The sequence below is a fragment of the Photobacterium minamisatsumaniensis genome, assembly GCF_050336695.1.
In the GTDB taxonomy this organism is placed as follows: domain Bacteria; phylum Pseudomonadota; class Gammaproteobacteria; order Enterobacterales; family Vibrionaceae; genus Photobacterium; species Photobacterium minamisatsumaniensis.
In genome coordinates this window covers 1-21,004 of sequence record NZ_JAKJSI010000024.1, presented here as the reverse complement: position 1 = coordinate 21,004, position 21,004 = coordinate 1, and the positions used below count along the sequence as shown (strand labels likewise).

The following is a 21,004-nucleotide window of genomic DNA, read 5'->3' as shown; positions in this document are numbered from 1 at the left end:
ATAAAAGCGGCGCTACTTTGCCATTTCTTAAAAAAAGAATGTCAATGTTAAGTCAAAATATGCGCGATATAGCCCTCCTAAAAAAGAGGGCTTTAATAATGTGAGACTACTTCAAGTTAATTTTGTCTATTTGAGCCTTACCTGTCGTTTCACACTGATATTGCTGTTTAAGGTGCTGAGTTTTTGGGATGGGTTTGCCGTTGATATCAAGGCATACTGCAACTGTCATGAATGGTGTCGTTGGGCTAGGGAGACCCCCAAGGCCACCACCAGTAGCCCACGAATAACTACTTAATACTAACAGTCCGACAATATAGAGATATTTCATACACAACCTTTGTTAACACTATAAAGGTTCTTAGAGTGTAGCCTATTGATGATGCTCATAGAGTTTCTCTAACGCTACAGAAAGGCCATTCTCGGTCACTATTCGAATATGTGATTTATCGAGGTGTCTAGCATTGTTAACCCCGCAAGAATGCGCGATTAGGCCTAAACCGTAATGTATATATTTGTTGTAGTTAGCGACTCTAATGGTTTTATCTTCAACATCTAACCCCTGTTGAAGCCGTTTATTGTGTGTCGTAATGCCTGTAGGGCAAGTATCTTTATTGCATTGCAATGCTTGAATGCAACCAAGTGCAAACATATGACCGCGCGCCGATACCACAAAATCAGCACCTAGAGCGATAGCCCATGCAACTTTTGAAGGCGTTATAAGTTTACCGGATGCGATAATTTTAATTCGCGGTTTAAGTTGATGTGCATCTAACCGACTAACAACTAGCGGCAGACTTTCTTTAAGGGGAAGGCCGACATAATCCATTAAAGGTTGAGGAGCGGCGCCTGTACCGCCATCGGCGCTATCAATAGTAATAAAGTCGGGCGCACTCTGTGGGCCTCTTTTACCAATTTCATTGAGTAAATCATCAAACCAATTTAATGATCCAATTACCGATTTGAAACCAACAGGTTTACCAGTCGCTTCTCTTATAAAGTTAATCATATCGAGTAGATCACCGACACTTCTTATATCAGGGTGACCATTAGGGCTTATGGAGTCTTGGCCTTCTTCGATCCCCCTTATTTTGGCAATTTCCTTTGTTACTTTTCGGCCAGGTAATATCCCTCCTTTCCCAGGTTTTGCACCTTGGCTTATTTTGATTTCAAACATTTTTACTTCTGGGTGTTTGGCAAGTTCAACCAGCTTTTCTTTACTTAACTTTCCTTGCTCATCACGAACGCCGTATTTCGCTGTTCCGATCTGAAAAACGATGTCAGCCTGGCCTTCAAGGTGATAAGGACTTAACCCGCCTTCTCCTGTATTCATCCAGCAACCAGCAAGTTTAGCGCCTCGTGAAAGTGCCCTGACAGCAGGTTTCGATATTGCACCGTAGCTCATGCCTGAGATATTAAAAATGGATGAGGTGGTATAAGGGGTACGGCAATTTTCACCAATAGTAATAGGGGCTGGTGCAACGGCATCTTCTTCTAAAGTGGGAAAGGCGCAATTCATAAACATAATTGTGCCAGTTGGATCTAGGCTACGTGTTGAACCAAAGGCCAAGGTACGGTCAACATTTTTAGCGGCTTTATATACCCAGCTCCTTTCCGCTCGGTTAAATGGCATTTCTTCTCTGTCCATTGCAAAAAAATACTGCCGAAAAAACTCGCCTTGTTTTTCAAATAGATAACGGAATCTACCAATTACTGGATAGTTATGCCTTATTGCATGCTTATGCTGCCGAATATCGGTGATATACATGTAAATCACGGCGATCACGCCGAGCCCGATACAGATAACAAATAAACCTGAAAGAAAGTTTATTCCGAATATAAGTGAGTCGCCCATAGTGCCTCCCAATAACGTTCCGTTCGTTTTAAAACTAGTCTAACCAGGGAGAAAGTAGGGTATATGCAGGAAAAAAATCAAATTAAGATAAGAAAAAGCCAAACCATGGGAGGTTTGGCGTTCAGCGTGTATCAGTCACCGCATTTAGGCAATTGCGGCAGTGTCTTTCATTTTTGCACCACGCAGCATCGCATGGATTAGCTCGTTGGCTTCAAATTTTGTTAGTGCTTCATGAGCCCCTACTTGGTGGGCTTGTGAAACGCTAATTTCACTTGAAAGGGAGGTGTGCAGAATAATATACGCATTGCTGAGTATAGCGTTATTTTGCACTTCAAAAGCAAGCTCGTAGCCATCTAGTCCGGGCATTTCTATATCACTGACTAAGATATCAAATGGCTGGTTGGCTTCGGCTGCATGTTTTAGCATTTCAAGCGCATCACGACCATTGGTTGCAATGAAATAAGGGATAGAAATACTGTCTAATGCTTGCGACAGTTGCTTACGTGCTACGGCAGAGTCATCAACCAATAGAATTTTTAGAGGACGAAGTACTTCCCTTTGAACATCTGTCAATATTGGGTGTAGGCTATCTGGTGCATCAGGGAAGATTTTAGATAAAATTAATTCAACGTCTAAGAGTTGAACCAATTTATTTTCAACGGTTGTAACCCCCGTGACGAAAACATTATTGCCCAATGCGCTTGGTGGGGGATCAATGTTATGCCAATTACATTCGGTAATTTTATTAATACCGCGAACTAAAAATCCAACCAACATACGGCGACAGTCAGTAATGATAATGTAGCAATTTTTTAATTCATCTTTTGTTAGTGGAGGGTAGCCGATGGATTTTGCCATATCAATAACAGGCAATGTGTCGCCACGTAAGTTTGCAGCGCCAAGTACAGTAGGGTGAGAGTGTGGTATTGCAGTAAGTGTTGTATAAGGCACAATCTCTTTTACTTTTAATGTACCAATAGCAAAAGATTGCAACGCTGTAAGTTGGAACAACAACATGCCCTGAGATTGATTAGTGGCATTTTTTATCATTCTTCAATCCCTGTAATAAAAAGAAGCTAGCTAAAAACAATATAGTAACTTTTAACACTATAGATAGGAATCAAAGTTAGTGAGATTGTTGTTTTTAATTGATCTAAGTAAATATCTTTAAAAGATGAGTATCAGCTCTTTGTTTCCCTTTCTTTTTTATCGTAAAAGAACGTGCAAATAATAAACATATATTTGAACGAGAAGCTGATTTAATGCGCATCTGTTACAATTTATTTACATTTAAGTTTGAATTGCCCTTCAAAAACCAACACTCCCTTCGCGAAACGAAAAAACTTCGCTAACACTTAATGCGTCAACGAAAACAAGGCCGGAATGAGCCATTTTGATTTTGAATAATTTTACTTAACCATTACGTGGAGAATAAAATGCAAAAGGGACTACACCTTAGCAAACTGGCTGGCGCAATGTCAGCCATGCTACTAGCAGGGATTGCTGCTAACACTCAAGCTGCACCAACACATGACAAAAATGTGATTGGTTATATTACTCAATGGGAAGCATGGAAAGGCACTAACGCAGGTTTTAGCGTTAAAGGCGAAGCGACTCATTTAAATGTAAATATGGATATTTACTCAATCCTAAACTTCTCCTTCTTTGGGGTCGCTAAAGACGGTTCTTTACATAGCGGCGACTTACGAAATAAAAATATCTATAAACCTGATGCTGTTCAAGAGCCGGGACCATTGCTTCATCCTGACGTTTACTCAAGTTGGGACCTACACATTTTATGGGGTGAACTTGAGTACATTCACCAATACCCAGGCAACGAAGCGTGGGAGGCTGATGCACTGCTTAAAGTACAAGAGCAGGGGTTTGTTAAGAGCGGAAGTGGTTGGTTGCATGAGCCAACAGGCGTAACGGGGCAATTTCCGATCCCACTGAAAAAAGCGGGTGGTGCGCCGGGCTTAATTGACCTTGCTCAGCAAAAAGGTGTGCAGGTTATGGCCTCACTTGGTGGCTGGAGTATGTCAAAGCACTTCCCAGAGATGGCGGCCGACCCAGTTAAAAAGGCACGGTTCCTTGAAGATGTCGATAAGTTAATGGCTTTAGGCTTTGATGGCATTGATATCGATTGGGAATACCCTGGTACTGGTGGTATGAACTTCGGTGGTAACCCTGAGGACTATGGTAATTTTGAGCAGTTAATGGAAGATATTCGCGAGCGTATTGGCCCGAATAAACTGTTGACTGCTGCGTTCTCTGCTTCAACGGCAAAACTAGAAGGTTATAACTGGCCACGTCTTGTTGCTTCAATGGATTACTTCAACATGATGACCTACGACCTGAATGGTGGTTGGTCTAATGTGACAGGTCATAATGCGCCGTTATATTCACACCCTGAAGAAGAATACCCTGATTTAAATTTGGATTACCTGCGCGCATGGATGGACGCTAAGGGGATCCCTTCAGATAAGATTAACTTTGGTGCTGCATTCTATGGCCGTGGTGTTCAAACAACTGAAGGCACAGCTTATGTTGGTGCACCGACAGATAAGCGTGCTGTGACATTCAGTGTTGATGGCCCAGGTGTATCAGCGGTTGATTTAGATAACTGGAAAGAATTTGAAGGACAACCAAATTATAACTACATTCAGCAAACGTCCGGCTGGGAGCATTTATGGGATGTGAACGCCGAAGTGCCATATGCCGTAAAAGGGAAGTACTTCCTAAGTTATGATGATGTACCGTCGATTGAGAAAAAAGCCCAGTACATTGTTGATAATAACCTTGGTGGGGTAATTGTTTGGCAGGTACACGGTGACATTAAGTGTGAAGGCACATTTATCAATCGTGGTACGAAACTGAAAGAATGTACGCAGCTGAGCTCGCCACTCGCGGAAGCGATTGACCGTGTTTTTTCGGCAGATGTAATACCTAATAATGCACCAGTACTGAGTTTGCCTACGGCTCAAACTGCGGATGCCGGTCAAGTGATTAGCTTTGTTGTATCGGCAACGGATGTCGACGGCGATGCGCTATCTTTCAGTGCTTCAAATGCGACAGTTGCCGACAACGGTGATGGAACTGCGACTGTGACTTTCCAAGCGGCTAATACGGCGGTTGATATTGAAGAAGTAGTTTCGGTAACGGTTTCAGATGGTCGTAAATCGGTGTCTGGTAATGTTGTAGTGAATGTAACGGGTACTGGAGTTGTTGGTAACACGGCGCCAGTATTAACGGCACCTGCTAGCACTTCTGTAAACAGTGGCCAAAGTGTGGTGATCAGCGTAAGTGCAGACGATGCCGATGGTGATGTATTAACCTACACTGCTTCTAGCGGTAATGTTGCTGTTACAGGAATGGGGGCAGATATCACGTATACGGCACCAACGGTTACAACTGACACTGTAATTGACTTAGTCGTGACCGTATCAGATGGCTTAGCGGCAGACAGTGCGACAATCTCAGTCACTGTTGTGGCAGATACTACGGGTGGCAACACAACGTGGGACGCGGACACTATATACAATACTGGCGATACTGTTGTTTTTGACGGTGTTCAGTACACTGCTAAATGGTGGACTAAGGGTGAGCAACCAGGAACAAGTAGCGCGTGGGAAGCTTTTGATGATGGCAGTGTTCAGGATTGGAGTTCAGCTAAAGTCTACAACGGTGGCGATGTAGTAATCTTCAATGGTCAACAATACAGTGCTAAGTGGTGGACGAAAGGTGATCAGCCGGGTAACGCCAATGGGCCTTGGGAACTGATTTAACGTTTGGTTTCATTTTAATAAAATACATTAATGTAAGATCAACGCAGGCCTCATATTGAGGTCTGCGTTTTTTATGCAGTAGGCCGATTCGCTAGAATCAGCAAAGGAAATTTTAGCGCTTCACCACTATAGTTAAGGTGTCGTGGGTAATGAAGGGCGACCGATATGGAACTACGTAACAAGTCAGGCGACATTGCCAAGTTGGCAGATAATCTAACCTTGAAAGAAATCGTCGACATGGGTTTTTCATTGGATATATGTGATGAAGCATATGATCCGAGCGAACATTGGACAATAACTAACCAAATGAAGAATGAAGGAGAATATCCTTCTTCTAAATAACACCTTCTAATTAGCATTAATGAAGGTCGATTTTATATCGACCTTCTCTATCTGGTTGTTTTTTAAACGGTTATTCCTGCATTCTGTGATATAGGTCACAGTTGGGAAAGCAGTGCTTTCTTTTAATCCTCAATATGACATTATCTATCTCGTTCAAGCTTATCACCGATTGGCAATGCCAACATCAATAAGCGTGCATCGTATAATGGCTATTACCTCAGCCTTCCAAGCTGATGATGCGGGTTCGATTCCCGCTGCACGCTCCAAGCTTTCCTTCTAGCTATACAATTACAAACTCTTGAAAATTAAACGCTTTATTGCGTATTTTGTTGTATCTGGCGTTTGTAACCGTTACAGAACAAATATCAGAGAGAAAACTTGAAACAATGACGAAAGTAGGTTGTATTGGTAAACCCTGAAGCCGCCACAATGGTGGCAACTGAATCTTGTGACGGCAGAGTCGTTGTTTCGGATGCGTCAGGAGCACAGTGCGGTATATCGACGCTAAAATAAATAACTAGCGTTAAAAATTAATGGTGCTGCGTGGAACAGACCAAAGTGACGTAGCCAAGCAAAATTGGACAAGGATATGAAAACATATATTTTGACTGCAAGCTGCACAGGGCGATCGGGAACGGTAGATGTAGTAACTCGTTTCCTGCGCGAGTTTGATTGTTATATCACTGAGTTGAATTCGTTTGATGATGCATTGAGCCAGCGTTTCTTTATTCGTGCGGTCTTCCGTTTAGATAATAATACAGAGCTTGATCAAGTTGCGTTTTGCTCGTCTTTCACCAAGCGAGCTGAAGAGTTTGATATGGAGTGGGAACTGACGCCTTCAGAGTACCGCCCCAAAGTGGTGATCATGGTGTCTAAATATGATCACTGTCTGAATGATTTACTATACCGTTACCGAACGGGTAACCTCCCGGTAGATATTCGAGCTGTGATCTCCAATCACCCTGACTTGCAATCATTGGCTCAGTGGCACGATATACCTTATTACCATTTCCCTATCACCGCTGACACTAAGCAACAGCAAGAAGCTCAGGTGCAAGCTGTGCTAGAGCAAACGGGTTGCGAGTTGCTAATACTTGCACGCTATATGCAAGTACTCTCTAATGAAATGTGTACCCGTTGGGCGGGGAAAGCCATCAATATTCACCATTCACTGCTACCGGGCTTCAAAGGTGCGAAGCCTTACCACCAAGCTTATAGCAAAGGGGTCAAGCTGGTTGGGGCGACAGCTCATTATGTCAGTGATGAGCTGGATGAAGGCCCAATTATTACCCAAGGGATGGAAACCGTTAATCATACTTATTATCCCGCTGATCTGGCGAGAAAAGGAATGGATGTCGAATCTTTAACACTAGCAAGGGCCATTCAATATCACGTTGAGAAGCGGGTGTTCTTATTCAACGATAAATCAGTGGTGTTTGAGCGCTCATAAGCCAGCCGCTTACGCGATAGCTCTCGTAACGGACTCTATTATCATTAAATTCCAAGCCCTTTATACAGGGTTTGGAATTTAATGATGGCAAAGCAATAATCTATCACTTTATTACCTATCTTGTTGCTGTGTTTTTTTGATTTTATAAATATATGGTTGTAAATATTTTACAAGATTACTTCATTAAGTAACCTGACATCAATGAAAATAAATCCGATCACATGGGGATTGTAATTTAAAGAATAAACCTTTTAGATGTATAATCTAATTAAGTTATTAATATAATAAATAAATGCATCGTTATTGATTTTGTGTCAGTTTATGGTTTGATTATTTTAAATCACAATATCGATAATTTTCTTGAATGTGAGAAAGTGATTTTCATATTGTTCGTCTATGCTTTTGGAATTATTGTCTGCCATTGGATACATCTATGAACAGTTGATGTTGACCCTACTGAGATACTTTAARTGATTTGTGTTTGTTATTATGCTTTTATGTCTGCTTTAACACTCAATAAATTCTATTTGGTATACAGAACTCAGACCTTAAATCGGAAGCGATATTTTTTCTAATATTTTACAATTGGTTGGGTGGTAGTTGATATAATGTCTATTTTAAAACATCCTAAATTATGCAATTTGAATATTTCAACTAATTACATTGGTATAATTATAATATTGATGTTTTTTTCTTCAATTTCATTAGCTAAGGCAGATTATTTTGTAGGTGGCGGTGTTGGTTATCAGAATGACAGGTTGGATGGTGAAAGTTCTTTAAATGGTGAAGATTCTTTTTTTCAACTGAACGCTGGTTTGACAATAGAGTCAAAACATAGAGTGACGGGGACGTACAGTTATAAAGATAAGTTTTCACAGAGTTTGTTTTTTGCTTCCTATGATTACCTATATTATTTAAGTGATAAGATAGCCTTAAGTGGCGGTTTTTTATTAGGGGTTGGCTATAATGATATAGTCGATGAGAGTTCTCTGGAATTCCTTAGAGGCCTCCAAGTTGGGTCATCTTTCAAAATCAATAATGATTGGAGCACTGATATCCTGTACCGGTATATGCACCAAGATTTTGAAGAAGAGGGTGTTGATATAGATAACTCTCAGCAAATAGTTATCATCGCAAATTACCACTTTTAATTTGTATAAATATCTAATGAGAACCCCTTTATATGATAAGGGGGCTTATCTATACCGTAATTTTTTCAGAAACCATTAAATAAAATAGCCCCATTCATAGTGAATAGGGCTAGGTCAGTTACTACGTAAGGGTACAGCAATTAGCTTGCTTGATACTCTGGGTAGTCAACAAGGCCTTTTTCTGCGCCACCGAACAGTGTATCTGGGTTATGAACAGCGAGAGGATAGTCATTCATAATACGATTTGGTAGATCAGGGTTGGCGATAAATGGACGGCCAAAGCCTACCATATCGGCAAAACCGTCACTGATAGCTTGTGATGCTTTTTCTGTATTATAACGACCAGCGTAGATGATAGTACCTTGGTATGTTTCACGAATTGCCTGCTTAAATTCTACCGGTGTATCGGGTGCATCATCCCAATCGACTTCCGCAATATGAACATAAACCACCTTCAGTTTGTTCAGAAGTGCAGCCGCAGCGGTGTAAGTTTCTACGGGTGTTTTATCAACCGTGCCGTTAAGTGATGTAAATGGAGCAAGGCGAACACCGACACGTTCACTGCCAATCGCATCAGTCATAGCCTCTACCACTTCACTTAAGAAGCGTAAGCGGTTTTCGATTGAGCCACCGTACTCATCGGTACGGTTATTGGCTTCTGAATCGATAAACTGGTTAACAAGGTAGCCGTTTGCTGCGTGTAGCTCGATGCCATCAAAACCCGCTTCAATTGCATTCAACGCGGCTTGTCGATATTCGGAAATAACATGCTTAATATCGTCTTTGGTCATCTCACGAGGTTCAACAACATCGACAAAACCTGGGGCATTGCTACCATCATCAATAAAGACTTTAACGTTTTCCGCTTTTAGCGCTGAAGACGAAATAGGCTGCTGACCACCAATGTTCGCAGGGTGGGTTACACGGCCAACATGCCAAAGCTGGGCATAAATTACGCCGTCTTTTGCGTGTACTGCATCTGTCACTTTTTTCCAGCCAGCGATTTGCTCGTGAGAATAAATACCCGGTGTCCAAGCGTAACCTTGGCCCATTTCTGAAATCTGAGTACCTTCAGCAATAATCAGGCCAGCATCAGAACGCTGTGCGTAGTACTCGGCCATCATATCATTAGCCATATTACCTGGTTGACTAGCGCGAGAGCGGGTCATGGGCGGCATAACAATACGATTTTTAAGTGAAGCGTTGCCAAGTCGCATTGGCTGAAATAGTGTATCTTTCATCGGTAGTTCTCCAACCAGTGCTTATTTGCTAGTCTGAATAAGTTCGATAGCGTAGCCATCAGGATCTTTTACGAAGGCAATATGTGTAGTACCGCCAAGCATTGGGCCGGGCTCACGTGTTACATTGCCACCTTGGGCTTTGATTTTGTCGCAGGCTGCATAAATATCGTCAACACCGAGTGCGAGGTGGCCGAAGGCATTACCCAGTTCGTAAGCGTCAGTATCCCAGTTATACGTTAACTCAATGGTTGCCCCGTTTTTTTCGTAACCAACAAACACAAGCGAATAACGATATTCTGTGTTTTCAAAACGATCCAGTACCTGCATTCCCAAGATCTTGGTGTAGAACTCAATTGAGTTATCTAGATCAGTAACGCGGATCATCGTATGGAGAAATTTCATATCGCACCCTTCTATAGTGACGCTAAGCGAATCTACTAGTGTTAATGGGCTACCAGCAACCATTATTGATAACGCTACTATACCGCGTGGCCTTGTATAGATTAAATTATCAATAATTATTATTTTGATAATATTTTGTTATTGATTGTATGGTGTTTGCTTGGTCGTAAGGTTGTTGAATATTAGAATATGTTGGTGGCGTGAAATGGTAAATAATTAAACTGAAGACGAAGTAACTTAGCGGCATAGCAATCATGAAGAGGAACTGTGTTATGTCTCATCAGTTTAATCAATACCGTCAATTACTTAATCAATCGTTTGACCATTCGGTCTCTTATTTAGAATCATTGCCAGATCGCCCAGTCGATAAACTGGCGACCTCCGAATCACTGCGACAGGCTATCGGTGGTGCGTTACCACTTTCCTCGAGCAGCCCAGATACTGTACTTCAGCAGCTGGCCGAAAGCGTTGAACAAGGTTTAATGAGCTCTGGTGGTCCACGCTTTTTTGGTTACGCGATAGGCGGTACTTTTCCTGTGTCACTTGCCGCAGACTGGATGGTAAGTGCTTGGGATCAAAATGTACCTTATTACGTGTCGAGCCCGTCGATGGCAATAGTCGAAGAAACGGCCGCCGAATGGATGATTGAGCTGCTGGGCTTATCTAAGCAGTCTGGGCTAGGGTTTACCTCTGGCGCACAAGAAGCCATTTATACCGCGTTGATCCACTGCCCGTAATACATTGCTTCAACGGGCTGGTTGGGATGTGGCGAAGCAAGGCCTTTACGATGCCCCGCGGGTTCATGTTGTGGTGAGCGATCAGATCCATTCAACCATTAAGCGTGCGCTTTCAATGATTGGTATTGGGTTGGAAAATATCCATACAATTCCAACAGATAGTAACCTGAGGATCATTCCTAAATATTTACCTGACATCTTATCGCGTTGCGATGGCCCGACTTTAGTCTGTGCGCAAGCTGGCTGTATTGATTCAGGTGCGTTTGACCCATTTGAAGCATTGGCAGATTGCGTTGCTGCTCATCCTAATGCTTGGTTGCATGTCGACGGTGCCATTGGCTTATGGGCGGCTGCAAGTGAGCGTCAGCGACACTTATTAAAAGGGATTGAAAGGGCTGACTCTATCGATACCGATGGCCATAAATGGTTCAACATGCCTTATGACTGCGGGATGGTGATTGTTAAAGATGCGGCTGCATTGGCGTGTGCAATGGGGGGGAGCAACATGGGAGATTATCTCAACGATGCAATGGCCAAACCCGACCGCAATGCAATTAATTTTGGTATTGCCGCCTCTCGACGTGCCCGCGGCGTACCAGTGTATGCGGCGATTAAAACATTGGGTAAAGCCGGTATAGAGGCGCATCTTGATACCTGCTGTGATTTAGCTAAGCGAATGGCAGACACGCTAGCGCAAATTGAGGGGATCACCATTCTTAATGATGTCATCTCGAATCGCTTCTCGGCTCAGTTTGGCATTGGTGATGATACATTCCGGAATCATTTGACCGAGCGAGTGGTACATCGCTTACAGCAAGATGGCTACTGTTATCCATCAACTTCGGGTTATAAAGGGCTCAAGACGATGCTGTTTTCAGTATTGAGCTGCCATACCAATGAGCAAGATATTGACCGCTCGGCCGAGAAAATTATCGAAGCCTACGCCATCGAACTTAATCGTTATCACCTCGAAAATCCTAGCCATGAAAGCAAACAAGCTGACGTTGTTAGCGAGTAATTAATGGTTTGCGACCAACATCGCTAACGCTTGTTCATATTTCCGAGGTAAGGGAGAGTTAAAATGAAAGTGCTAATTAAGAATGTGTCACTGTTCGATGGGATCAATGAGCCGCTGCGTCATGATTGCAGTGTATTGGTAGAGGATGGGATTATTCGTCATATTTATCAGTATGAAGTTGCTGTCGATGACGTTGATAAGATCATTGATGCTGATGGTTATACGGTAATCCCCGGATTGATAGATGCCCATACCCATATTGCTTTGTCAGACACCTTCGATGCGATTGATTTGATGACAGAGGAAGAGGTGGCAATTCGCTCAACCGTTATTGCTAAAGGAATGCTAGAGCGTGGTTTTACTACAGTTCGAGATGTAGGCAGTAACTGTTATGGCTTGAAGCAGAGCATTGATAATGGCTTTATTGCGGGGCCAAGAATTTACCCTAGCTACGCTGGTATATCACAAACATGTGGTCATGCTGACTATCGACAGAACCGAGCCCAGCGCTCAAATTTCAACCGTGGAATTGAAGATTCTAGCTTTATGCGCCAACAGCATCTTGTCTTGGCTGACGGGGTACCAGAGTGCCTTAAGCGAACTCGAGATCAGATTTTTAAAGGGGCTTCACAGATCAAAATTTTCGGCGGTGGCGGTGCGTCATCGTTATTTGATCCCCTTGATACCATTCAATATACCCGTGATGAATTACGTGCGATTGTAGAGACTGTTACCAATTACGGATCGTACGTTTGTAGCCACATCCATGCTCAACCCGCGATGAAAATTGCGATAGAAGAAGGCGTAAAGTCGATTGAGCATGGCACGTTTATGGATGATGAAGTTGCCAGTATGTGCCTCGATAAAGATGTATGGGTTGTGCCTCAGTATGCGACGGCAGAACTGATTGCTAACCGTAAAATTCCGCTTGGCAGTGAAATCTTATATCAGAAGACTGAACGCGTTGGTAAAGGTTTACTTAAACAAGCAGAGCTGGTGGATAAATATGGTTTGAAGTGCGCATTTGGTACTGATTTGGTCGGAAAACCAGAAGTACATGCGAAGCAAAATATGGAATTTTCGGCACGTAAGAAATATTTCGGCTCTTTTACCGGGATCAAGCAAGCGACATCTGATACGGCTGAATTGTTGAAGCTCTCAGGGCTGTTAGACCCTTACCCAGGTGCTGATCTTGGGGTATTACGCCCTGGTGCATTTGCCGATATGCTCTTCGTACAAGGAAACCCCGTTAGCGATCTTGATATTCTCGCCAACCCAGACAATATTAAAGTTGTGATCAAAGGAGGAGACATATTCAAAGATACCCGCCAAGGGTAAGCTTCGTTTCATGTACTCTTTATAAGCCGCCTGAATTTAGGCGGCTTTTGTATATTATCGCGACGGTAAAAAGCCTCCATGTGGAGGCTATGAAGGATCTTGCTAAATATTGAACGCTACAAAGCCAGGTGCATTGTACGTCGTAGCTTTTTGCAACGTGATTTGTCTAGCGGGTTGTTTAGGTAAATGCCTCTCTCTTCAGCCTTCTCTCTGTATATCAGTGCCTTGGCTCGATCGCGGCTACTGAGGTCGTCAAACTCTCCCATTGTGCGTAAGCCAAGAAGATCATACTTTCCTTCATTCTCTCTATCTAATCGCTTACAAAACTGCATGGCACCTGCATTAGCACCCAGTTTGGCTGCATCACCAAACACATCGGCATAGACAGGAGCGGAATTAAACAGGGTGATGAGGGCTGCAGCTACGATTGAGTTTTTCATTTTAACTTTCCATTGAATAACTAGGGTTAGCAATGTAATTCAATATTTTGGGTTATTTTTACCATTTAATGCCATCGTGATTTTCCCCTTTGGTTTAATGCGATATATGTTTAGCTTTGAATTGAAATTAAAAAGCTCAGCCAGATGAACTTGGTTGTATATATGTTGTTAATGTCAAGAGTATGATCAACATCAAACACCAGATATCATGGCGTAAAGGGCAAAGTATTGGACGTGCAATGCAAAGAAATTATCCAAGTAAATTGTTTTAATCCACACCAATATCAATATGTAAAATGCCGAGAAGAAGTGGGCATTTCATCATGATAAAAAGAGCTCAGGATTTCACCTGAGCCGATAAAATTGGTGAGACAAACAATGAAACATAAAACGTTAATTATTGCTGGGTTACTGTCGGCAACGAATGCTTGGGCTTTAAATACAGAGCCTATGGCATCTCATGATCTGAAAATTGTTTCAGAACATCGAGGCCACTTCAGCCGCAATTATATGGAATTAACCAGCAACTTCGGTAAAGTCGGCCCAGGCTTGTTACTGAGCACGCTTGAATACCATAGTTGGTCCAAAGACCTTAGTGAGAATGGTTTTTTCCCTATTGACGGGGATTTTGCAGACTTAAATGATGTAGAGTCTTTTTTTGCTCCGGGATTTATGTACTTTTTTCCGGTTAATAAAAAATTGGCTTTCGGTCCCGTAGCCAAATACCAATTTGATGATGGCTACCGCTCAATGCTAAAAGCAGGTTTTGCTGGGATGTATAACCATGGAAATGGCTTATATGCCTTTGCGATGTATAGATTTGATCGTGGAATGTCTAACAAGCTGGATCGTATTACTTACGGCGCAACGAATGTAGACCGTAAAGATTTGGTACTGGGTTATAGATCCGAGAACTGGGATATAAATCTCCGCGCTGCGCATTTTAACTTTGTGAAAAATTCAACTCGGTCAGCCTTGAAGGATATAGGGCATAAAGGTGAATTTGGTGAAGCTGAATTGATGGGTGAGTATAAAGGGTTTAAGAACTTCTCTCCTTATGTATCAGTTATTTGGGAGTCTAAAGACGAGTACGCAAATCCAACGGCATTTGGTAATAATGGCTTTGGTGTAGGCGTTAAATTGCACTTCTAACCAAACGAATTGTAGATAAAGAAAAAGGAGCTAAATGCTCCTTTTTAAATGTCTTAAATCAACAGGGTGTAGCACTTTTAGTGCTGTTAAGTTGCTGCGGCGCATAACATAGTGTCCGGGCTCTCTCTGCGTTTTACCACTTGGGTCAGGCGCAGTAGCATCAGTATTGCGGACAGTGATAACCCTGCAATAATGCCAATCCAAAAGCCTGTTTCTCCCATTGCAGGAACAATATAATTCGTCATTCCTAAGGTAATACCAAGCGGCAAAGCGATGCCCCAGTAGGCTGTGCAAGTAAGGAACATCGGAGTTTTGGATCTTTATATGTCCTTAATGCACCATTTGATGAAATCCGAAGTGCATCACTTATCTGATAAATAGCCGTATAAGCAATAGGGGAGACGCTGTTGTAATATCTACTCTTTAATTGATCGGTAAGCTTTATAATTTTCATTTTTTAAATATCAGATTTAACATCTGTATTAATTGTTTTTTTTCGAACTAATATTACCAACCATCATGCTCAGGTTAGCTTAAGTTAGATTAAGTTAGATTAAGTTAGGTTAAGTTAGATTAAGTTAGATTAAGTTAGTCTGTGGTTGCTTGATTATCCAGTATGTTATTTGGCGAAGCGATTAGGTGATCTAATTTGCTTTCTACGTTTATTTATACGTTTAATTAAAAAAAGATTAAAGACACAGGAATTAAAAAAATATGAGTTTTTATAAAAAAATTACTTTCTTAACGACAATTGTAGCAGGGTGTATGGCCGTAAATACGGCGCATGCTTTGGAATTAACAGCTCTTGATGGTGACTCATTAGCTGTGAATGTTAATCAGCCAATTGTTGCAACTGATGCGAAAGATCCCATCTTTCACTATGATCAAGACGGAAATGTGAATAATTACATTTGGTTTGACGAAAATAATAATAAAGTAGGGACAGGCGTAGGTTACATTACTAAAAGCTCTGATGCCGGTAAAAAAATCAGACTTTGTTTAGAAGCAGATTGTTCTAATTCGATTGAAGTTATTTCAGAATCACATCAAAACAATTAATAAAACGGAAGTATTATGTTATTTAATAAAAAACTGACACTTTTAGCGACACTTGTCGCTGGTTTGTTGACAACAAATGTTGCATCTGCAACTCAGGCAGCTAGCGTTCTTGATTTATGGACACTTGAAGATAAAATCTCTACAGAAGAAGTAATTATCGGTGGTAATCTTTTATCTACAGATGTTGAAGTAATAGTAACGAATATTTATGACGGAGATATCGGCGACCTTCCTGAAATTGATATACCAAAGGTAACTGCTGCATATACTGTTCTTTATGATGAAAAAGGAACAATGCTTTCATCATTTATTCAATTTAAAAGCTTCGTACATGATATAAATGAAGATGAAAGTAAGGGTATCGAGTCAATTGTAGATCTTCAGATTGGTGCCACAACTGAATTTGTGAAATTATGTGGAATCTACATGATTACTCATGGTAGCGAAGCCACTGTAAATAACATAGAGCGTAATGAATGTGATGTTAAAATTGTTAAAAACCCAGTAGATCCAGTAAATTGGGTTGGTCCTCCAACAGTAGAGCTATATTCACAGCTCTTTAAAGAGCAACCGACTTACACTGAAGACGTAGGGGGTGTAACGTACGCTTCTTCAGTATTGAAGAAGGGTGAAACGAATTTATTTAAACAATACTGTGCAGCAATTGGTCCTGACTTTAAACCGATCACTGTTGCTCAAGCTCAAGGGGCGAGTGTATTGCCTGAGAATCTCGATAATATGCCTGTTAAAACAAGGTATTGGACTGGTGATGACGTCGATGGGCCATTGCCTATTCCTGGTATTACATGGCATGATACTTTCCTAATCGATGATTTAAACTCGATTTCAGCAGCAGATGTTAGCAGTTATAACGGTTATTTTAGTTGCGCTAAATAACCGTTATAACATTGTATAATTCTGAAGTGGTTCTACAAGACGTAGAGCCACTTATTAATTGACATATATTAATGTAATTGTGATGAGAAAAATAATATTCTTTTTAGTAGTGACAATAATGGCTGGTTGCAATTCTGAAGGGCTCTTTGATATTTCTGAGCCGCCACCGACTGAGCCGCCACCGACTGAGCCGCCACCGACTGTAGTTCCTGTATTAAAAGTTCACTTTTTTGATCCTAGTACTAAAAATTTTATAGCTAACCGAGGATACCGAAAATTATTTGCAACATTAACATACTCAGCTGATGATATTGAAACTAATATTGATGTAACATCACGTGTGGATTTTGAGGTTATAGGCGATGAAGCTATCGTTATTTATGATGACTATCATCGGCCATTTTTCAGAGCGCTCGAACCCGGAGATGTTATTGTTAATGCGACGCTCTCTGATATCGATAAATATAAATTAGAGCCTTTCAGTGTAGTGATTAACTCAGATGCTAGGGGATGCAGCACTGACTATATTTATGTCGAGGAGTATGATCTTTCATTTTCATGCCCTCCAGATTTTTTTGACCCAAAAGTTAATCATAATGTAGATGAAGATTATTACTTTGCTTGGGAATCAAGTTCTATAGATCATCAAGAAGATGATGAAATGTATATGATGACAACGTGGTCTGATATTAATGAAGCGTTAGTGGGTATGCCATTTGCAGACCAGTATGTTTATTGTACTAATCATGGAATGCGGGTACCAAAGTTGGATGAACTTCAAATTCTGCATGATTTTGGAATCGATCCATTAAACTATAACATTCAATACAAGTTATATGATGTATATGGATGGTCTTATGAACCAAAATGGATTTTTTATGAAAATGGAAATGGAGGTGCATCGATTTATGATCTATATGAGGGGAAGCTAGTTGATGATATTGTTGTTTTAAGGCTGTCACCTATTTGCGTTCAAGAGGGTAATAAAAATGGGAAATAATCGATATAAGCATTTGATTGTTTTGAGTTATTTCTTCCTTGCTTTACAAGCTAATGCACATGTCCAAAATGAGGGGAACATTGGTGTTGATCTAGGATATCAACAATCAAATGGTGGTGAGGCATCGTCATATGTTTATGGTGTATTTGGGGGTTATAAGTTTGATGAAAGATGGAATTGGAATATAGGGCTACAGTCACTCGGTAACCTAAAAGGAAACGGAATTGAAGTTGATGGTTGGTTACAATATAGCACTATTCGATATAGTCATAGGCTTTCTCATGATTGGTCTTTATATAGCGGCGTTGGTATGTCTTTTTGGTCAATAGATAAACATGCTTCTAGTCTCCGAGATAGTGACAAAGGTATTTCACCTGTCTTAGACTTTGGTGGAGAATATATTTTAAATGATCGATTGAGTACAACCGTTGGCTATCGATTTATAAATGATATTGGTAATGAAGATACTATAGGGTCTTTTGATAGCCATAGCGTAATATTATCACTTAAATATTGGTTGTAATTATACTATCAGGTTATATAGTTAAGTGTGTGAGCATTTAATTACTTCAGTAATGGTTGTTGTTCATTTATGATAAGACCTTTTTGTAGTGTAGGACTCGATAATGAATTTATTATTGTTTTATTATTCCTTTGACTCTTTATTATAAAGTTAGACCATGATAATAAAATGTCATCATGGTTTTTGTTATAAATTTCAAAATGACTTTTTATTGTTATGTAGGTGTCTTTATATTTAAATAAGACACCTCTTGAATAACCTATATTAATATTATTATGTTTTACAATAGTTTTGAAAAAACCATTATTACAAGTATGCTTAACAATAAACTCATTGTAACTCATCTCTGTAAACTTATTACAACTCCAAGACTGTATATGGGCATAAAATAATACAATGGCATTAATGGTAATAATAAACAGAAGTGTTTTTACAAAAAAGCGATATGTTTCAGTGTAAGATAGAGTAAAAAAACTAAAAATAAATTTGAAATTATGCATGTAATCACTCTGTTAAAGTTTATTTTTATGGCTTGGTTAGCATACGCAGATGATAGAGTGTTTCTTGTCTCTTGATTTCCGATTAAAGGTGTCTTTACATCAATTGAATACTTTCCATCTAGGTAATACCCCTTACCTCTGATGTTACTTATAACATCTTGATATCCGACGTTTCTTAATGATTTTCGGATATTGTTTATAGTTACAAAAACAGAATTTACACTCACGTGAGAATCTCCCCAGCATTCGCTCAGAATAAAGTCGTTGCTTATAACATTGTTTTTTGATGAATCAGATAAAAGCTCAAGTATTCTTAGTTCCTGATTATTAAAGGTTAAGATCTTATCATCTACGATTAACTCGTCTGACTGTTTGTTTAAGTATAAAGTAATCATAATTAAATAATATAATGTTTATTTGTATGATTGTCATGARATTGTAAAATAATATCTTTAACAATGAAATCATGACTTTAACTTGTTCTTACCGATATTGATATAACTTTGATTATTGCAATTAAGGTGTAGCCCGCCAGAGTATCGAGACTATTCAATATAAATAAAAGTGTCAGTATAATATTTTTTAGAATGTGTTCGAAGTCTATATCGTTACAAGTGGTATATTAATTTAACTATTAATAAGGAGTGTTTGATATCATGAAAATAAAGTATTTAACATATATAATGCTTACCATACCTACTTTAATCATAACGAATGCATACAGTCATGGAGCTGTTGAGGTGCCAATAGCTAGGCAAAGTTTCTGTAAGAGCCAGCCTGGACTGTGGTGGCCGGCTGATGGTTCCGGTATTCCCAACCTTGCATGCAGACAAGCAATTGCAACAAGTGGCGTAAGTGAAATTACTTCGCAATTCCACCAATATAGTGCGAATGTTTATGGATACAGAAACATTGAAAATGTAAAAGATGTTGTTAGAGATGGGCTAATATGTGCTGGAGGTAGCTCAGCAAGAAGTGGTATCGATTTACCTTCTGAACATTGGAAGCAAACACAGGTTGAATCTGGTGAAACTTTAAATTATTCGTTTTATGCAACAGCATCTCATAATCCAAGTTATTGGGAACTATACCTGACAAAGCCTGGTTTCGATAAATCGAAAGACTCAGTGGTATGGGATGATTTAGAGCTTATACACACAGAAGAAAACGTACCAGTTGTAAATAGCCGTTATAAGATGAATGTTGTACTTCCTACAGATAGAAGCGGAGATGCGGTGCTTGTAACCAGATGGCAAAGAATTGATAGCGCTGGAGAAGGCTTCTATAATTGTAGTGATTTAAATTTTGGAAACAACGACAATAATGCTAATTACACAATATATAAAGAATATTATATAGAACCTCTATATGAACCTGAGGTTGATGATACTATTTTAGTAAGGGTTTTCGATACTACAACGGATATAGAAGTCCTCAAAGAAAAAATTGTTATAAATGAATCTAATAGACTAAATAATGTGTGGGCGAAAGAATTAAAAAATAAAATTACTYCTGATTTTATTGCTATCGGAGTATTAAGTAATGGAGTTGTTTCTTATGATGGAAGTAGACTATCTAATAATAAAATATATACAAAAGGTGATAAATATGCAGTAGAAGTTGATTACTTGTCAGAAGTTGAAAATGTTGCACCTGTTGCTAATGCTGGTAAAAATGTGGAAGTTTATCAAAATGAGAAAATAAAATTGAATGGACGTAAATCATTAGACCCAGATGGTGATCATTTAACATTTAAGTGGAAACTAAAAAAATCTGAACCGAATATTATTGATATTAACGATTTTAAAGTGATAGAAAATGATTTGAATAGTGATTTTGTGAAATTAAAATTAAATAAAAATATCGCTGAACCAGTTAAAGTGAAATTCTCATTAAAAGTGAATGATGGAAATGGTAATAAGGATGTTGATTTCGTAAAGTATACAATTAACCCGTAGTTATAAACAGTATTAAATCAGCATTATAAATTCTAGTTGAATTAAATAGTGTTGATTTTTAAATGCTATTTAAGCATGTTATTTACATTTAATCTTTTTTCCTGTTGTGTGAAGCCATTTAATATATAATTATTTTGTCATTACCATTGAACCTAGATT

General features: G+C 39.8%; 18 protein-coding genes, 1 tRNA gene and 2 pseudogenes. 13 read left to right on the top strand and 8 right to left on the bottom strand.

What is annotated here, in order from left to right; genetic code table 11:
• Positions 1 to 106: 106 nt before the first annotated feature.
• The 3 genes from L4D78_RS13370 to L4D78_RS13360 all read right to left on the bottom strand — a co-directional run bounded on the left by L4D78_RS13370 (position 107) and on the right by L4D78_RS13360 (position 2,902).
• Positions 107 to 328 carry a hypothetical protein gene (locus L4D78_RS13370; RefSeq protein WP_428467385.1) on the bottom strand — a complete coding sequence of 74 codons (222 nt, stop codon included), beginning with the start codon at positions 326 to 328 and terminating at the stop codon, positions 107 to 109.
• 42 nt (positions 329 to 370) lie between these two features.
• Entirely contained in the window at positions 371 to 1,852 is a 1,482-nt protein-coding gene (locus L4D78_RS13365; protein ID WP_428467384.1) for an FMN-binding glutamate synthase family protein, read from the bottom strand.
• Between the two features lie 144 nt (positions 1,853 to 1,996).
• A complete protein-coding gene (locus tag L4D78_RS13360; RefSeq protein ID WP_428467383.1) occupies positions 1,997 to 2,902 on the bottom strand; it encodes a chemotaxis protein in 906 nt (301 codons plus the stop codon).
• A gap of 386 nt (positions 2,903 to 3,288) precedes the next feature.
• Here L4D78_RS13360 and L4D78_RS13355 point away from each other — a divergent pair, with 386 nt between their 5' ends.
• The 5 genes from L4D78_RS13355 to L4D78_RS13335 all read left to right on the top strand — a co-directional run bounded on the left by L4D78_RS13355 (position 3,289) and on the right by L4D78_RS13335 (position 8,580).
• Positions 3,289 to 5,637 (top strand): glycosyl hydrolase family 18 protein, encoded by a 2,349-nt coding sequence (locus L4D78_RS13355; RefSeq protein ID WP_428467382.1) that lies wholly within the window; start codon positions 3,289 to 3,291, stop codon positions 5,635 to 5,637.
• Positions 5,638 to 5,802: 165 nt separating this feature from the next.
• Positions 5,803 to 5,979, top strand: coding sequence for a hypothetical protein (locus tag L4D78_RS13350; RefSeq protein WP_428467381.1), 177 nt, complete (start codon positions 5,803 to 5,805; stop codon positions 5,977 to 5,979).
• Positions 5,980 to 6,170: 191 nt separating this feature from the next.
• Positions 6,171 to 6,245: transfer RNA gene (locus L4D78_RS13345), tRNA-Gly, on the top strand.
• A gap of 323 nt (positions 6,246 to 6,568) precedes the next feature.
• A complete protein-coding gene (purU, locus tag L4D78_RS13340; protein WP_428467380.1) occupies positions 6,569 to 7,429 on the top strand; it encodes a formyltetrahydrofolate deformylase in 861 nt (286 codons plus the stop codon).
• A 608-nt stretch (positions 7,430 to 8,037) separates the two neighbouring features.
• Positions 8,038 to 8,580, top strand: a complete 543-nt coding sequence (locus L4D78_RS13335) for a porin family protein (RefSeq protein ID WP_428467379.1) — start codon at positions 8,038 to 8,040, stop codon at positions 8,578 to 8,580.
• Between the two features lie 140 nt (positions 8,581 to 8,720).
• Here the strand turns inward: L4D78_RS13335 and L4D78_RS13330 are convergent, their stop codons facing one another.
• Both L4D78_RS13330 and gloA read right to left on the bottom strand, forming a co-directional pair.
• Positions 8,721 to 9,821, bottom strand: a complete 1,101-nt coding sequence (locus L4D78_RS13330) for an alkene reductase (RefSeq protein ID WP_428467378.1) — start codon at positions 9,819 to 9,821, stop codon at positions 8,721 to 8,723.
• A gap of 21 nt (positions 9,822 to 9,842) precedes the next feature.
• Positions 9,843 to 10,223, bottom strand: a complete 381-nt coding sequence (gene gloA / locus L4D78_RS13325) for a lactoylglutathione lyase (RefSeq protein ID WP_428467377.1) — start codon at positions 10,221 to 10,223, stop codon at positions 9,843 to 9,845.
• Between the two features lie 272 nt (positions 10,224 to 10,495).
• Between gloA and L4D78_RS13320 the strand changes: the two are divergent.
• Positions 10,496 to 11,978, top strand: a pseudogene (locus L4D78_RS13320) (pyridoxal phosphate-dependent decarboxylase family protein).
• Positions 11,979 to 12,041: 63 nt separating this feature from the next.
• Positions 12,042 to 13,316, top strand: coding sequence for a metal-dependent hydrolase family protein (locus L4D78_RS13315; RefSeq protein WP_428467376.1), 1,275 nt, complete (start codon positions 12,042 to 12,044; stop codon positions 13,314 to 13,316).
• Positions 13,317 to 13,432: 116 nt separating this feature from the next.
• Here L4D78_RS13315 and L4D78_RS13310 read toward each other — a convergent pair whose 3' ends face one another.
• A complete protein-coding gene (locus tag L4D78_RS13310) occupies positions 13,433 to 13,756 on the bottom strand; it encodes a hypothetical protein (protein WP_428467375.1) in 324 nt (107 codons plus the stop codon).
• A gap of 378 nt (positions 13,757 to 14,134) precedes the next feature.
• On the opposite strand from L4D78_RS13310, the gene L4D78_RS13305 reads away from it, so the two are divergent.
• Positions 14,135 to 14,908: a hypothetical protein gene (locus tag L4D78_RS13305; RefSeq protein ID WP_428467374.1), complete on the top strand. Its 774-nt coding sequence runs from the start codon at positions 14,135 to 14,137 to the stop codon at positions 14,906 to 14,908.
• A gap of 86 nt (positions 14,909 to 14,994) precedes the next feature.
• Here L4D78_RS13305 and L4D78_RS13300 read toward each other — a convergent pair.
• A pseudogene (locus tag L4D78_RS13300) lies at positions 14,995 to 15,302 on the bottom strand (MATE family efflux transporter); the annotation flags it as partial.
• 320 nt (positions 15,303 to 15,622) lie between these two features.
• Here L4D78_RS13300 and L4D78_RS13295 point away from each other — a divergent pair.
• From L4D78_RS13295 to L4D78_RS13280, 4 genes are all read left to right on the top strand, one after another.
• The gene (locus tag L4D78_RS13295) at positions 15,623 to 15,967 is read left to right on the top strand and encodes a hypothetical protein (RefSeq protein WP_428467373.1); all 345 of its coding nucleotides are present in this window, start codon (positions 15,623 to 15,625) and stop codon (positions 15,965 to 15,967) included.
• A gap of 15 nt (positions 15,968 to 15,982) precedes the next feature.
• Positions 15,983 to 16,864, top strand: coding sequence for a hypothetical protein (locus tag L4D78_RS13290; protein ID WP_428467372.1), 882 nt, complete (start codon positions 15,983 to 15,985; stop codon positions 16,862 to 16,864).
• 82 nt (positions 16,865 to 16,946) lie between these two features.
• Complete coding sequence (locus L4D78_RS13285) at positions 16,947 to 17,864, top strand: hypothetical protein (RefSeq protein ID WP_428467371.1); 918 nt, start codon at positions 16,947 to 16,949, stop codon at positions 17,862 to 17,864.
• Positions 17,854 to 18,387 (top strand): outer membrane beta-barrel protein, encoded by a 534-nt coding sequence (locus tag L4D78_RS13280; RefSeq protein WP_428467370.1) that lies wholly within the window; start codon positions 17,854 to 17,856, stop codon positions 18,385 to 18,387. The genes L4D78_RS13285 and L4D78_RS13280 overlap by 11 nt, the downstream gene beginning before the upstream one ends.
• Positions 18,388 to 18,817: 430 nt before the next feature.
• On the opposite strand, the gene L4D78_RS13275 is transcribed toward L4D78_RS13280, so the two are convergent.
• The gene (locus tag L4D78_RS13275; protein ID WP_428467369.1) at positions 18,818 to 19,282 is read right to left on the bottom strand and encodes a winged helix-turn-helix domain-containing protein; all 465 of its coding nucleotides are present in this window, start codon (positions 19,280 to 19,282) and stop codon (positions 18,818 to 18,820) included.
• Between the two features lie 261 nt (positions 19,283 to 19,543).
• Here L4D78_RS13275 and L4D78_RS13270 point away from each other — a divergent pair, with 261 nt between their 5' ends.
• Positions 19,544 to 20,845, top strand: coding sequence for a lytic polysaccharide monooxygenase (locus L4D78_RS13270; protein WP_428467368.1), 1,302 nt, complete (start codon positions 19,544 to 19,546; stop codon positions 20,843 to 20,845).
• Positions 20,846 to 21,004 lie beyond the last annotated feature (159 nt).

Excerpts from the sequence above, each read along its gene's own strand:
- L4D78_RS13310 (WP_428467375.1), bottom strand. The coding sequence starts at position 13,756 with ATGAAAAACTCAATCGTAGCTGCAGCCCTCATCACCCTGTTTAATTCC.
- L4D78_RS13275 (WP_428467369.1), bottom strand. The coding sequence starts at position 19,282 with ATGATTACTTTATACTTAAACAAACAGTCAGACGAGTTAATCGTAGAT.
- L4D78_RS13360 (WP_428467383.1), bottom strand. The coding sequence starts at position 2,902 with ATGATAAAAAATGCCACTAATCAATCTCAGGGCATGTTGTTGTTCCAA.
- L4D78_RS13365 (WP_428467384.1), bottom strand. The coding sequence starts at position 1,852 with ATGGGCGACTCACTTATATTCGGAATAAACTTTCTTTCAGGTTTATTT.
- L4D78_RS13330 (WP_428467378.1), bottom strand. The coding sequence starts at position 9,821 with ATGAAAGATACACTATTTCAGCCAATGCGACTTGGCAACGCTTCACTT.
- L4D78_RS13305 (WP_428467374.1), top strand. The coding sequence starts at position 14,135 with ATGAAACATAAAACGTTAATTATTGCTGGGTTACTGTCGGCAACGAAT.
- L4D78_RS13350 (WP_428467381.1), top strand. The coding sequence starts at position 5,803 with ATGGAACTACGTAACAAGTCAGGCGACATTGCCAAGTTGGCAGATAAT.
- L4D78_RS13370 (WP_428467385.1), bottom strand. The coding sequence starts at position 328 with ATGAAATATCTCTATATTGTCGGACTGTTAGTATTAAGTAGTTATTCG.
- L4D78_RS13290 (WP_428467372.1), top strand. The coding sequence starts at position 15,983 with ATGTTATTTAATAAAAAACTGACACTTTTAGCGACACTTGTCGCTGGT.
- gloA (WP_428467377.1), bottom strand. The coding sequence starts at position 10,223 with ATGAAATTTCTCCATACGATGATCCGCGTTACTGATCTAGATAACTCA.
- L4D78_RS13295 (WP_428467373.1), top strand. The coding sequence starts at position 15,623 with ATGAGTTTTTATAAAAAAATTACTTTCTTAACGACAATTGTAGCAGGG.
- L4D78_RS13355 (WP_428467382.1), top strand. The coding sequence starts at position 3,289 with ATGCAAAAGGGACTACACCTTAGCAAACTGGCTGGCGCAATGTCAGCC.
- L4D78_RS13280 (WP_428467370.1), top strand. The coding sequence starts at position 17,854 with ATGGGAAATAATCGATATAAGCATTTGATTGTTTTGAGTTATTTCTTC.
- L4D78_RS13335 (WP_428467379.1), top strand. The coding sequence starts at position 8,038 with ATGTCTATTTTAAAACATCCTAAATTATGCAATTTGAATATTTCAACT.
- purU (WP_428467380.1), top strand. The coding sequence starts at position 6,569 with ATGAAAACATATATTTTGACTGCAAGCTGCACAGGGCGATCGGGAACG.
- L4D78_RS13315 (WP_428467376.1), top strand. The coding sequence starts at position 12,042 with ATGAAAGTGCTAATTAAGAATGTGTCACTGTTCGATGGGATCAATGAG.
- L4D78_RS13285 (WP_428467371.1), top strand. The coding sequence starts at position 16,947 with ATGAGAAAAATAATATTCTTTTTAGTAGTGACAATAATGGCTGGTTGC.